Genomic DNA, 15256 nt, shown 5'->3' with positions numbered 1-15256 from the left:
CCTTAAATTTTAACACTTTTCTGCTCGAAAACAGGCTAAAAACGTTCAAAAATTGACTCAAAACCATCGATTTTAACACTTTTTAACAAATTTTAACATGGTTTTGAGCAGTTTTTGAAACTTTAAAAAGTATTAATTTATTGATTATCAAATAATTACATTAAAATCGGTCGTTTTTTGACCTTGTTGGGGTCTTAACAAAACAGCCCGGTTCTCTGATAAAAAGAGAACCGGGCTGTTGCTTGTATAAATATACGAAAAGTTTGACGAAGGTTTGGTGGCAGAGTTTAGCGTGGTTGTGGTAAGAGTGGCCAGTTCTCTCTCCACGCGTCATTGCGAGGCACGAAGCAATAACGCGCTTTTTATTCTTTCTTTAGATCCCTTCTTTACGCTTAGATAGCAAGGTATACTCAATAATAGCTAACCTATCCTGAGAGATCCTGAAACAAGTTCAGGATGACTTTAAATTTTCTTCTTCCCGTCAGCAGAACAGCTTCGGGCGAAAGCGGGCAGAACAATGTTGGCCTTGTGCGGCTGCAGGGGCATAGCAAGTTTTTGCTGAAGCGATGGAAATGTGCGAACGAAGTAGGGCAAAATAATTGCAGCCCGTGGTTCTGCCTGATTTGCAGCGTAAAGGCCCAGTGCGGCAAAGAAGCATTTCTGGTGACAAGCCCCTTGGTTACTTTGTGGCTACAAAGTAACGGGCCCTCCCGCGGCCAAGAGCGGGTATGCGATAGGCATATCGAAGAAGATCCTTCGCTCCGCTCAGGATGACAAGGCCCGCCCCTCAGAAACCCACTTAATTCCCTATGGTTAATGAAATTTTAGCCGTGTTAATCCATTTATTAACCCATCTTTTAATACCGCCGGGTTTATAATTGTTACGCCAAATGAACGCGTAGTGCCGATCAATAGGTTTAACCAGCCTGTTTATTTATAACACTCATTTGGGCAAATTATTATAAACCATTTTAATCAATTATTTATGAAGGAAATTTTTACCTATTATGGTGGGTGCCATGGTATCCATTATGCGGCAAAATTTAAAGGGGTGGTACGGCATGGTATCATGGCCCTTTTGTTTTTGCTTGTATGCTCCGTGGCTATGGCCCAAAGCAACCGTAGCGGTTTGGTTGTTGATGAAACCGGACAGGGGCTGCCTGGCGTAAGCGTAAAGATCAAGGGTACAACTATTGGCACCGTTACCGGTGTTGATGGCAAGTTTGTCATCAGCGCTTCAAACGATCAAACCCTGGTATTTACGTTTGTGGGTTACACCTCGCAGGAGGTTGCCGTTGGCAGCCAAACCAGTATTAAAGTATCCCTGGTGTCCAATGCCACCAATGTGAACGAGGTGGTGGTAGTAGGTTATGGTACGCAGAAAAAAGCGACCGTTACCGGATCCATCGCGTCGGTTACCAACAGTGAGATCGTGACAACCAAAAACGAGAACGTGCTGAACATGCTTACCGGTAAAGTAGCCGGTGTGCGTATCGTACAAAACTCGGCCGAACCAGGCTCATTCGACAACGCTTTTGATATCCGTGGTTTTGGTAATCCGCTGGTGGTTATTGATGGTATCCCCCGCGATAACATCACCCGTTTAGATCCTAATGATATTGAGAGTATCTCGGTACTGAAGGATGCTTCGGCGGCCATTTATGGTGTGCGCGCGGCAAACGGTGTAGTTATCGTGACCACTAAAAAAGGCAAAAAGGGTACTGTGGAATTAAACTACTCGGGCACTTATGGCTGGCAGGTACCGGCTTACATGCCAAAACCTGTTGGCGCGCTTGATTTCATGACGCTGGTTAACGAGCAGTTACTGCATAACGTAAACGGCGGGCAGATAAAATATACCGATGCCGATTTTGCCGCTTACCGTAACGGCACCAAAACTAGTACCAACTGGTATGGTAATGTTTTTGCCAACAGCGCGCCTCAGCAGCAGCATAACCTGAATGCCATTGGCGGCACCGACAATACCAGCTATTTTGTGAGTATGGGTATTACAGATCAGGATGGCTTTTTCAAAAGCGGCGACCTGAACTATAAAAAATATAACCTGCGCTCAAACCTCACTACCAAAGTCAATAAAAACCTGACCATTGATGTGAACCTGAGCGGAACGCTGGAGCAAAAGAACCAGCCATACCAGGATGCCTGGTGGATCATCCGCTCGTTCTGGCGCCAGGTGCCTACGCAAAGCATCTATGCCAACAATAACCCCGCCTACCTGAACAATGGCGAGGTCGACGGATCAAACCCGGTTGCCATGTCTGATGCCAATATCGATGGTTATAAACAGATCAACAATAAGTGGCTGCAATCATCGGTTTCGGCAACTTATAATGTACCGTTTGTACAAGGCCTGAGTGCTAAAGGTTTGTATAACTACGACTATTACATGTCGAGTAATAAACTCTACCAAAAACCATACAATCAGTATACTTATGATGCCAACTCCCAAACTTATAATACTATAGCTAATCAAACGCCGGGATCACTTGAGCGGCAGTTTTATGAAAAGCCCAGCAGCTTAATGCAATTATCATTAAACTATAACCGGGCTTTTAAAGGCGGGCACAACGTTACAGCTTTAGCGCTTTATGAAGAGAGCGAGCAAAAGGGCGATAATTTTAACGGGCAGCGCCAGTTATCATTACCGGTTGATCAGTTAGGAGCGGGTAACGCGCTAAACCAGACCGCCACGGTTGATGGCGGCTGGCCTTATGACTTTGTGACCAAATCATTTGTGGGTAGGGTAAATTATGATTACAAAGGAAAGTACCTGGCCGAGTTCAGTTTCAGGGATGATGCCAGCTCCAAAAACTCCCCGCTTAAAAGATGGGGCTTTTTCCCAGGTGCATCAGTAGGATGGCGGGTATCACAGGAGGGTTTCTGGAAAAACTCCAAAGCGCTGTCGTTTATTGACGACCTGAAGATCCGCCTGTCATACGCCAAACTGGGCGATGATGCCGGTTTAAATGCTTACCAATACCTAAGCGGTTATAACTATCCGGCAAACGGCAATAATAACCAAACGCCTCCGGGATCGGTATTTGACGGCACTTTTGTAAACGGCGCGCAAAGCAGGGGTATCCCTAATCCCAATATTTTCTGGTATGTAGCCAAAACTTATAATGCCGGTATCGACCTGCAGGCCTGGAACGGTTTGCTGGGGTTAACGGTTGATGCTTTCAGACGCGACAGAAGCGGATTGCTAAATACCCGTGCCGATAATTTACCCGGTGTAGTGGGTGCAGGTTTGCCACAGGAAAATCTGGATAGCGACCGTGCGCAGGGTTTCGACATCGAATTAAATCACCGTTACCACATCGGCAGCTTTAACTATTTTGTGAAAGGAACCTTTGGCTATACCCGTACCCAATGGATTAGCAGGGTACATTCGGAGTATGGCAACTCCCAGCTTAACTGGCATAATAATAATGACAATCGTTACAGCAACATTTTTTGGGGATACGGCTCAAACGGGCAGTTCCAAAACTATCAGCAGATCCTGAACAGTTCGCAGTTTGTATCCCGTAACGCGGTAGTAGGCGATTATATTTTGCAGGACTGGAACGGCGACGGCGTGATCAATGACCAGGACGTACATCCTATAGCCCAAAACGTAAGTAATAACAACTACAGCGTACCATCAACCACATTTGGTTTAACGCTTGGCGGTTCATACAAAGGGTTTGACATCAGTACAGTATGGCAGGGAGCCGCGGGTATCAATGTTTCTTATATCGAACAGCTTAACATCCCGTTATGGGGCGGAGGCAGTGCGCTAGCCATGTTCATGGACAGATACCACCCAACCGATCCTAAAGCCGATCCTTACGATCCTAATACGGTATGGACACCAGGCACTTTTGCCCTTACCGGCACCACGGCTGATGTTAACTCGCTTTCCAACATCCACAGCGCTGCTTATGTAAGGCTTAAATCGGCCGAGTTGGGTTACAGCATTACACCTGCAGTGGCCAAAAGGTTAGGTATTAAGGGTGCAAGGATCTTTGTAAATGGTTACAATATGCTAACCATCACCAATTTAAAATATCTTGATCCGGAACACCCATCGGCCACTTACGGCTATTTATATCCATTAGATAAAATATTCTCCGTTGGTGTAAATGTTAAATTATAATCAATCCATACAGATCATGAAAAAATACTCATATATCATATTTGCTGTTTTGCTTTGCTGGACGTCGGCATGCAAAAAGCTCGATACGCCACCACCAAGTATTGTTAAAGACGCCGATATTTTCTCGAACAGCGCCGGTATACAGGCCTACATGGCCCGCATGTACGCCGAGCTGCCTATTGAGGATTTCAGGTATTCACCAACCCGTGGCTTAAATTTCTTCTGGATCATCAGTCCTTTCAGCTGTATCAGCGGCGAAGGCTTAAGCCGCGACCAGAACAGCGCCACGCAGGAAACTTTTGGTTACTGGGGCGATGCTTATACGCTGATCAGGGATGCTAATTATTTTGCAGAAACCCTGCCTAAATACTCATCAAACTTTACCCCTGCACAGATCAGCGCCTGGTTGGGCGAGGCCCGTTTTTTGCGTGCCGCTACCTACTTTGCACTGGTAAAACGCTACGGCGGTGTGCCCATTGTTGATAAAGTGCTCAACTATCCGGCACAAAGCATCGATGAGTTAAAAATTCCGCGCTCGTCAGAAGAAAAAGTTTATGATTTTATCTCTACCGATCTGGATTATGCTTATGCCAATTTGGGCGAAAGTAACCAGGTAGGCCGGGCCAATAAATACGTAGCCGCAGGTTTTAAATCGCGCGCCATGTTGTACGCGGGCTCCATCGCCAAATACAATAACATTACCCTTACCGATGCCAGTGGCAACAGGCTTTGCGGTATCCCGGCTGCTAAAGCGGTTACCTATTTTAAAGCCGCTTATGATGCCGCCGTATTGCTCGATGGTAAATATAGCCTGTACAAAAAAGCATGGGCAGCCGGCGATAAAACCGCCCAGTATCAAAACTATGTGAACCTGTTTTTTGATGCCACCAGTCCGGAGAATGTGTTTGTGCGTCAATATCACTATCCCGAATCGGTACATGGATATGATGCGTACAATGTACCACGCCAGCTGATGGGGGCAAACGGATACTCATCAGAAATTAACCCTACGCTTAATTTTGTGGAGATGTTTGATGGTATCCCTAAAAATGCCGATGGTACTATTAAAACCACAACCGGTGGTAAATATGACTTGTACACTAATGCCATGGATCTGTTTGCCAATGCCGAACCAAGGCTGCGGGCGACAGTTATTTTACCGGGCGATGTGTTTAAAGGCGTAAGCATTGAGATACGCCGCGGTATTTATACCGGCAGTTCAACAGGAGGTATCAGTCCGCTTTTACCGGCTGGTTCAACCGCGCATTACCCAACTGACCATATGGTGCAATCATCAAACGCGAGCCAGACGCCCTACACTTTACCTAACGGAACAACCATGAACCCCGCCGGTTTAAGCGGTTATTTTACCGGCGACGGAACCTGCTCGGTATCGGGCTTCTCGATCCGTAAAAACCTGGTACCGGATAAGCCGACATCAGAAGTGCTGGAAAACCGATCTGACCAAACCTGGATAGAGCTGCGTTATGCCGAAGTATTGTTAAACCGTGCCGAAGCAGCAATCGAGCTGAATGCCTTAGGTCAAAACGACAAAAGTTACCTACAGGACGCGTTTACCGCCATTAACCAGATCCGCGACAGGGCCGGCGCCAACCTGCTGCTGAGCCCAACCGACCTGAGCAATATTAATGTGGTACGTACCGAACGGAAGAAAGAACTGGGCTTTGAAAACAAAACCTGGTGGGATTTGCGCCGCTGGCGAGTGATAGACAAGGAACAGAACAGTACCATTTACCGTACGCTGATGCCATTTTACTCGGCCAATGACGGTAAGTACTTTTTCGACGCCCGTTTAGATGAGCGCAACAGCCGCTATACTTTCGATGTGCGCTGGTATTATGAACAAATTCCGCAGGGCGAGATACAGAAGAGTCAGAATTTAATTCAAAATCCAGGTTATTAATTTTAAGAGAGATGACCATCATGAGCTGCCGCTAAAAACAAAACGAATAGCTCATGATAGCTTCATTACCATTAAAAAAACAAATTATTCCAATGAAAACTATATTTTATAGCATAGCATTAAGCGCACTGGTTGCCGCGGGCAGCTCGTGCAAAAAGGTTGATAATTATGCAGCGCCCGATGTAACCTTAAAAGGCGTGGTAACAGATGCCGGTACGGGTAAAAGCGTACAAACCGAGCAGGGTTCGGGCACCAGGATCAAACTGCTGGAAATAAGCTGGAGCAGCAACCCTACACCTTTTTATATATCCTCGTTTCAGGATGGTACCTATAACAATACCAAATTGTTTGCGGGTAAAAATGTGATCTCGGCCGAAGGTCCTTTTGTACCACTGGTGCAGGTTGATAATACCGGCAAAACTATTGTGGATAAAAGCCAGACGGTTGATGTTAAAGGCGTAACTACGGTTAACTTTTCGGTAGATCCATTTTTAAGGATAGATTGGGTAGGCGATCCGGTTGTTAACGCGGATGGTACCATTACCACCAGCTTTAAAATTACACGTGGCACCAGCGATCCAAACTTTCAACAGGATGTAAGCGATCTGGCGGTATTTGTTAATTCAAACAAATATGTGGGTAACAATAATTATGATAACCGTTATACGCCAAAACTTAGCGGCTCTGATGCCAGCACTTCGGTAGGGAAAACCTTAAGTGTTACAACCATTGGTGGTCCGCTGCCGGGCAAGCGAGAATACTTTATAAGGGTAGGCGCCAGGATCTCATACGGTTTAAATTATTACAATTATACCGACGTTAAAACGGTAACCGTTCCTTAAATTAAACACATAATATAGGGAGACACATGTAATGTGTCTCTACAAAAAATGGCGTAGAGACGCATCACATGCATCTCCTCCCTATATTACAAATGCAAATAATATACCAATGAAAAACATTCTACTTGCCTGTTGCCTCGTCGCATTATCGTTCGCGGGTTATGCGCAAAATTCAAACCTGGTTAAACTGCCAGAGAAAACGGCTTTCCAGACGAGCAGCCCCTGGATCCCCGAGATCGATGTACGATCAGACATAGCCATTGTTTATGGTGCTAACGACCGTCCGGGCTTAACGTTTGAGCAGCGGGTACAATCATGGCGCGACCATGGCTACCAGGTGAATTTTATGACCGGTATAGCCTGGGGCGACTATAAAGATTATTTTTTAGGAAAATGGGATGGCAAAAACCACCTGGGTGTAGGGCAGGTAACCATGAAAGGCGATACCATCTTCCACGGGAGGGATATGCCTTATATAGTGCCCGATGCCTCGTTTATCGAATACATGAAAACCGCGGTGGTAAAAAAAGTGATCAACGCGGGTATCACCAACATATTTTTAGAGGAGCCTGAATTTTGGGCGCGTGCAGGTTACAGCGCGGGCTTTAAAGAACAATGGCAAAAATATTATGGCTTCCCCTGGAAACCGCAGGATGCTTCGGCCGAGAATACTTACCTGTCGAGCAAGTTGAAATATCACCTGTATTATGAAACCATCAAAGAGGTCTCCAACTACGCTAAAGCCTACGGCAAAAGCAAAGGTTTAAATATCAAAGTATTTATAGCTACGCACTCGCTGGTGAACTATTCGTCGTGGCAAATTGTAAGTCCCGAAGCCAGCCTGGCTTCGCTACCGGGTATTGATGGCTACATCGCGCAGGTATGGACAGGTACCGCACGTGAACCTACGTTTTTTAATGGTCTGCGTAAAGAGCGCGTGTTTGAGAACGCTTTCCTGGAATATGGTTCGGTAGTTTCCATGACCGCGCCAACCGGTCGTAAAGTATTTTTCCTGACTGATCCGATAGAAGACTGGCCACGCGACTGGAGCGATTACAAGCGCAATTACCAGGCTACTTTCACCGCAAAATTACTATATCCTATGGTTGCCGATTACGAGGTAATGCCATGGCCCGAGCGGATCTACACCCATCCGTACAAAGTAGCCGGTACCGACCAAAAGACATTGATCCCGCAGTTTTATTCTACCCAGATGCAGATCATGGTGAACGCCTTAAACAGTATGCCGGCATCAACCAACAACGTATCGGGTGTAAACGGCATTGGTGTGCTGATGAGTAATACGCTCATGTTCCAGCGTTTCCCAACGCATAATGGTTTTGAAGATCCGCAATTCTCTAACTTTTACGGTCAAACTTTGCCTTTGTTAAAACGTGGCGTACCGGTACAAACCGTGCACATGGAAAACCTGGAATACCCGGCATCGCTAAAAAACATCAAAGTACTAGTGATGAGTTACTCCAACATGAAACCGGTATCAGCAGCGGTGCACACTTATCTCGCCAACTGGGTAAAACAGGGCGGCGTTCTGATCTATTGCGGAAGGGATGATGATCCGTACCAAACGGTTATGGAATGGTGGGATACCAAAGGGAATAAGTTTACAGCCCCTTCGCAGCATCTGTTCAAGTTGCTGGGGGTTAATCCAACAAAGGACGAGCAAGAGTTTAAAGTGGGCAAAGGTGCGGTTTATGTGTTGAGGCAAAATCCTAAAGAGTATGTGCTGGAAGCCGGGAAGGATGATAACTACATCAGCACCGTAAAACAAGCCTATGAGAAAAAAGCCAAAGCGGGTGAGCTCACATTTAAAAACAGCCTGTATCTGGAACGTGGTCCGTATGATGTGGTATCTGTAATGGATGAAAATACCGACAGCAAACCCTACACCATCAAAGGTCCGGTGATCGATCTGTTTGATCCGCAATTGCCGGTACTGGTAGAAAAGGTAGTGAACTCGGGTGAGCAGTCTTTATTATATGTGGTTGACCGTGTGCCCGATAAAAAATTGGCGCAGGTACTGGCTTCGGCATCAAGAATTTATGACGAAAACAGGCAGGGCGGCAGTTATTCTTTTGTAGCCAAAAGCCCCGCCAAAACATTAAATAGTGTACGTGTGCTGTTGCCCGCGCAACCCAAAGAAACAAAGGTAACCGATAGCACAGGCCAGAATATCAGCGATGTGAAAACATCATGGGATGCATCGTCAAATACCCTTTACCTGAGTTTTGGCAATAGCCCGGATGGTATCAAGGTTGATTTGAAATGGCAAGAGAATAATTAACCAATTATCTATAAACCTCAACTAGACACCTATGAAGAAGAACATGATGATGATCAAAAGCATGCTTATCTTGCTGGTATTTGCCTCTTGTCAAAAGAACAGCAATACCGCGGCCGACAAACAAAAAGACAGTGTACAAAAAGTAACCGCCGCACCACCATCCGATGCGCCAAGAGCCGCCCTGCGAAGCATTGTTGAAAATGTGACCACCGCCGATGGTAAAATTTACGGCGCCAAAGACAATACCGGCAAAACCATGGATTGCCTCAAGATCATTGCCAACCCATCGGGTGGTTATATTGGGGTGTATCATACCATGATCAACGGGACGTTTAAAACCAATGTGGCATCATCAACAGATCTGCTGCATTGGACCTGGATCCGCGAACTGGCTGGCAGTAATACCGGAGGCGCGTCGCAGCCTACTATTGCCGCTACTTCAACCGGTGGTTTTGTAATGGTTTGGGAGCAGGAGCCCAACAACCACTTAAAATTCAGCTATTTTAACAGCTGGACCGACCTGCAGAACGGTGCTGTAGCCAAATCATTTGAGGCCCCACATACTTTATCAACCTGTGCAGAAGGTACACCTAACATTTACTCGGCCAGCAGCACTTCTGTTGATGTGGGTTTTCACTACTGGTCCAATTGCGATGTTGACCGCCAGGCACGCGGTACCACCACCTGGACATCATGGAGCGCCAGTGCACAGCCGCAAATTGACAATGCCATTTTATACTGGGGCGTGCAGGGTAATATTGGCGACCGTGACGGCTACCTGAAATTTCAGAACTTTAATTTTGGTTTGATTGAAGGACAGGGCACTAAGGGCGATTTTGGTACCTGGCGCTGCTACCTGTATGATTACCAAACCGGCAATGCCGATAAGCTGAACATCCATACCGATGGCGGTAGCCAGGCATTCGCTAACCCAACCATTACAGCCCTAACTGTTGGTGGGCAAGCCGCGTTGGTTATCACCCAGTTTATTCCTTCGCAATTAGCTGCAAATGGCGAAGCCGGAGAGCTGATCTATTATAAAAAACTGTGAGTTGATGATTTTTAATAGTTATGATACCATTTTGCACAGTGCCCACTAAGTTGGGCGCTGTGTATTCATATTTTACCCGCATAAACACATAGTATATTGTTACACATAATCCACCCAACTTTATCAAAAAATATCACCGTACAACTATAAAATATTGAATTCTGCCCGTATATTGCATGGCCCGATTAATCGATTTAGCGATGTTGATATAAGCCTATCTAAAAATTAATAATGAAAAAATTATTCTTATTGGCGTTTGCCCTTTTACCAGTAGCAGCTATTGCGCAGCAAACCACCCCGCCTGTTACTCCTGTTGATTATATTAACCCTTTAATGGGGACGGAATCCAAGCCCTCACTTTCAAACGGAAACACTTATCCGTCTATCGCGCTGCCCTGGGGCATGAACTTCTGGACGCCACAATCCGGTAAAATGGGCGACGGTTGGCAATATACCTACGATGCCGATAAGATACGGGGTTTTAAACAAACCCACCAGCCATCACCCTGGATGAATGATTATGGCATGTTTTCCATATTCCCGGAAACAGGCAAGCTTAAACTGAATGAGGCGCAACGTGCCAGCTGGTTTTCGCATAAAGCCGAAATTGCCAAACCCTATTATTATAGTGTATACCTGGCTGATTATGATGTAACTACCGAGCTTACGCCAACAGAACGCGCCGCCAATTTCAGGTTTACCTTCCCCAAAAGTGATAGCTCACATATTGTGATCGATGCTTTTGATAAAGGATCATACGTAAAAATTATTCCCGGCGAGCAAAAGATCATCGGTTATAGCACCAAAAATAGCGGCGCCGTACCTGCCAATTTTAAAAACTACTTTGTTATATATATAGATAAACCTTTTGAGCTGGCTTCTACCTGGCATAACTGGCAAAAAGATGGCTCGCTGGAATATACCGGCGATCATGCAGGCGCGGTCATCAGCTTTAAAACCAAAAAAGGCGAACAAGTACATCTTCGTGTAGCATCATCTTATATCAGCACAGAGCAGGCCGAACTTAACCTGAAGCGCGAATTGGGTACCGATAGTTTTGATGTTACCTGCCAAAAAGGAAAAGATGTATGGAACAAAACATTAAGTCATTTAACACCTGAAGGTGGTACTATCGACCAAACCCGTACTTTTTACTCCAGTCTTTACCGCATGCTTTTTTTCCCTAACCGGATGTATGAGGTTGATGCTAAAGGACAAATCGTTCATTATAGTCCTATCAATGGAAAGGTATTGCCGGGATACTATTTCGCGGGTACCGGTTTCTGGGATACTTTCAGGGCGTTGTACCCATTCCTTAACCTGGTTTATCCATCCATGAATAAAGAAATGCAGGAAGGCCTGGTGAATTCCTATAAAGAAGGTGGCTGGCTGCCTGAGTGGTCGAGCCCGGGTTATGCCGATTGTATGATCGGTAACAACTCCGCATCGGTAGTGGCCGAAGCTTATTTAAAAGGTTTGCGCGGATACGATATTAACTCGCTGTATGAGGCATTAAAACATGGTGCCAATAATGAAGGCCCCAATGCTACAGGCCGCCGGGGAGTGGAGTACTACAATACCCTGGGTTATGTGCCTTATGATGTAAAGATCAATGAAAATGCTGCCCGTACACTGGAATATGCTTATGATGATTTTGCTATATACAAGCTGGGTAAAGCCTTGGGCAAACCGGCATCTGAAACTGATATTTACAAAAAACGCAGCCAAAACTACCGCAACCTGTTTGATCCTTCCACCAAACTGATGCGCGGTAAAAATAAAGATGGTTCGTTCGAAACACCGTTCAATCCATTTAAATGGGGCGATGCCTTTACTGAAGGGAACAGCTGGCATTATACCTGGGGTGTGTTTCATGATATACAGGGGCTGATCAACCTGGTAGGTGGTAAGCAGCAATTTGTGGCCAAACTGGATTCTGTATTTACGCTGCCGCCTGTTTTTGACGATAGCTATTATGGTACCGTGATCCATGAGATCCGTGAAATGCAGATAGCCGCCATGGGCCAGTACGCGCACGGCAACCAGCCTATCCAGCACATGATATACCTGTACAATTATGCCGGCGAACCCTGGAAAACGCAATACTGGGCACGCGAAACTATGAATAAGTTGTACAAAGCTACACCAGATGGCTACTGCGGTGATGAAGATAACGGACAAACATCAGCCTGGTATGTGTTTTCGGCGATGGGCTTTTACCCGGTAACCCCAGCCAGCGATCAGTATGTACTGGGTGCTCCATTGTTTAAAAAGCTGACCGTAAAGCTGGAGAATGGCAAAACCATTACCATCAACGCGCCAAAAAACAATGCCGATAATAAATATGTAAACAACTTAACCGTGAATGGCAAACCTTACGACTTTACCTGGCTTAGCCATAAAGCCCTGTTAAGCGGAGCCGAGCTGAACTTTGACATGTCGGCCACGCCAAACAAACAACGCGGTATTAAAGCTACCGATGTACCTTACTCCATGTCGAACGAGAAGTAAGGGAGGGGTTTTTGAGTTTTTTTAAGTAATTTCCATACATGTCATTGCGAGCGCAGCGTGGCAATCTCCTCGCGTTTATGTATACGACGAGATTGCTTCGTCGTTCCTCCTCGCAATGACATGTGTTTATAAGTAAGAGTTCAATAATGCCAACTGCCCACCGCAAACTGCCCACTCAATCACCGCTATTCTTCTTATAAGCCAGCCACACATAAAAGGGTATGCCGCCCATCAGCAGTAAAAAGCCATAATAAACGGCTTCTTTACCGGTACCGGCGATGGTCCATAGCGCGTAGCCAAAGGCTAAAATAGCCAGTATCACCGCGCCTGTTAAGCCATCAACCTGTTTTTGCTTTACGCGGATAATCAAGTATGACGCTGCCGAAAGCAGGTAAGGGATCAATATAGATAATAAGGATAACAGCAGTAAAAAACGAAACTGCTCCACCAAGCCCTTGGTATAATTCATGCTCATAAAAAGCGATACCATCACACTGCTCACCAGGATACCCACATAAGGCACTCCTTTTTTGTTTTTGCGGGCAAAAGCGGCAGGGAATAGTTTGTCGCTGGCAATGGCAAAAGGCATTTGGCCCTGTAATAACGTCCAGCCGTTGAGCGAGCCAAAGGCGGCAATAGCTATACCTGCGCTCACCCAGTAACGGGCATTGCTGCCATATATCACTACGGCGGCATCGGCAAAGGGGGTAACCGAATGTTTTAAAGCCTCTGCCGGGATAATCCCGATCACGCTAAAACTGCTCAAAATGTAAACCAGTGTAGCAATTAGCAAGCCCAGTAAGGTTGCTCTAGGAATGGTTTTTTCGGGATTGGCCACACTGCCGGCAGGTACCGTAGCGCTTTCAATACCGATAAAAGCAAACATGGTCATGGTGGCGGTAGCCGTTAAAGCACCGTATATAGTTGTGCCGCTACCGTTAAAAGGTGAAAAGTTTTTGGCCTGTATAAAAAATAAACCGCCGATAGCCACTAGTATCAACGGTGTTACCTTTAATATAGTAGTCACCAGCTGGACCTTGCCGCCGGTTACTACGCCACGGGTATTAATATAGGTAAGCAGCCATATAGTGCATAAACCGGTAGTTATTGCCGTAACAGCACTGGAGGCCAGCACCGGGAAAAAGGTACTCAGCGCGCTTACAAAGGATATGGTGATAGCCGCGTTGGCGCATGATACCGCCAGGTAATAACCCCAGGCCACCAGGAACCCGGCAAAATCGCCCAGTCCGTTGCGGGTATAAGCATAAGGGCCACCCGTAGCATGGGGCAGCAGTTTGCTCAGGTTACTGAAAACCTTGGCCAAAAAGTAAGAACCGATGGCCGAAAATACCCAGCCCAACAGACCGATACTGCCGTAGGAGGCCATAGCCGCCGGCATTAAAAACACGCCCGCACCTATCATATTGCCAACCACCAGGGAGGTGCTGGTCCATAAACCTAATTTATTTTTTTCGGAGGATGATGCAGACATAGCTGTTCCTGATTTTTTTGCGAAGATAAGATAGGATATTTATTTGCGCTATTCTTCAAAAATGGATAGATGGTTCAGAATAAGTACGATCAATACATGTAGATGTTAAAATAAGTTAAAATATAATTAATAGTCAGGCTGTTGCGCTAATTTTATGTTGCCTATGAATCCTAAAATCCTGATATTGCTTTTTATTATTTATTTAATACCACCGACTAGGGTTAACGGGCAGGTGGCTAAAGTGCAGCAGGGCTTGGTGCTTAGGAGTGGCAATACTGCCAGATTAGCGGATGTGCAGGTTTTAAATAAGCGCAGTCATATCACCATCCGGTCAAATATAGAAGGCGTATTTAGTATTGTGGCTTTACAGGGTGATACTTTGCAGTTTTCAAGCCCTAATTACTTAACCGGGGAATTGGTTGTAAGCGATTTTGCCGATAAACTCATATACCTGCAGCCTATTATTGAATTAGCAGAGGTGGTGATCAAAGAGAATTCGCTTATCAAAGACCTCCGGGAAACCCAGAAGGGGTACCGGAAGAAAAGTGTTTTTTATACCGGCACACCACATTATTATTACCTGTTTTTAAAACCGATGACCTTTATATATGAAAACTTTAAAAGCGAGGTTAAGCAGGCCCGGCGGTTTAACCACTTTGCCAAACGGGAACTAACCGCTTACGAAATTACCAGGCGCTTTAATGATTCATTGATAAAAAGTGTTGTGCCTCTTAAGGCTAATGAAATTGATGATTTCCGTGTTGATTATGCGCCTACTTTACAACAGCTGAATGCCATGAGCGATTATGACCTTATTATTTATATCAAAAATAGTTATGAGGATTATAAAAAGAAAAGCGCTGATAAAAAAACACCACATCAATTGTGATATTTATATCACCGCTATTTTATCCTGTACCAACAAAAAACACTTCATTAGTTAAACATTTATAGGGTAAAATTCGTTGTAGCTGGTAC

At 45.5% G+C, this 15256-nt stretch carries 8 protein-coding genes; 7 read left to right on the top strand and 1 reads right to left on the bottom strand.

Features of this window, described 5'->3' with window-relative positions; all coding sequences use genetic code 11:
* Window positions 1–985: 985 nt before the first annotated feature.
* The 6 genes from BLR84_RS28230 (at window position 986) to BLR84_RS28205 (ending at window position 12786) form a co-directional block, all read left to right on the top strand.
* Window positions 986–4156 carry a SusC/RagA family TonB-linked outer membrane protein gene (locus BLR84_RS28230; protein WP_090473601.1) on the top strand — a complete coding sequence of 1057 codons (3171 nt, stop codon included), beginning with the start codon at window positions 986–988 and terminating at the stop codon, window positions 4154–4156.
* A gap of 16 nt (window positions 4157–4172) precedes the next feature.
* Window positions 4173–6080: a RagB/SusD family nutrient uptake outer membrane protein gene (locus tag BLR84_RS28225; protein ID WP_090473625.1), complete on the top strand. Its 1908-nt coding sequence runs from the start codon at window positions 4173–4175 to the stop codon at window positions 6078–6080.
* A 92-nt stretch (window positions 6081–6172) separates the two neighbouring features.
* Entirely contained in the window at window positions 6173–6922 is a 750-nt protein-coding gene (locus tag BLR84_RS28220) for a DUF3823 domain-containing protein (protein WP_176852177.1), read from the top strand.
* Window positions 6923–7031: 109 nt separating this feature from the next.
* Complete coding sequence (locus BLR84_RS28215; protein ID WP_090473599.1) at window positions 7032–9224, top strand: hypothetical protein; 2193 nt, start codon at window positions 7032–7034, stop codon at window positions 9222–9224.
* Window positions 9225–9255: 31 nt separating this feature from the next.
* Entirely contained in the window at window positions 9256–10275 is a 1020-nt protein-coding gene (locus BLR84_RS28210) for a hypothetical protein (RefSeq protein WP_218128519.1), read from the top strand.
* A 231-nt stretch (window positions 10276–10506) separates the two neighbouring features.
* Window positions 10507–12786 (top strand): GH92 family glycosyl hydrolase, encoded by a 2280-nt coding sequence (locus tag BLR84_RS28205; RefSeq protein ID WP_090473598.1) that lies wholly within the window; start codon window positions 10507–10509, stop codon window positions 12784–12786.
* Between the two features lie 175 nt (window positions 12787–12961).
* Here the strand turns inward: BLR84_RS28205 and BLR84_RS28200 are convergent, their stop codons facing one another.
* Window positions 12962–14278, bottom strand: a complete 1317-nt coding sequence (locus BLR84_RS28200) for an amino acid permease (protein WP_090473597.1) — start codon at window positions 14276–14278, stop codon at window positions 12962–12964.
* Between the two features lie 163 nt (window positions 14279–14441).
* Here BLR84_RS28200 and BLR84_RS28195 point away from each other — a divergent pair, with 163 nt between their 5' ends.
* The gene (locus BLR84_RS28195; protein WP_090473596.1) at window positions 14442–15167 is read left to right on the top strand and encodes a hypothetical protein; all 726 of its coding nucleotides are present in this window, start codon (window positions 14442–14444) and stop codon (window positions 15165–15167) included.
* Window positions 15168–15256 lie beyond the last annotated feature (89 nt).

Origin of the sequence: Mucilaginibacter sp. OK268 (assembly GCF_900103125.1) — a bacterium.
GTDB lineage: Bacteria > Bacteroidota > Bacteroidia > Sphingobacteriales > Sphingobacteriaceae > Mucilaginibacter.
This window is presented reverse-complemented; position numbering and strand designations above follow the sequence as displayed.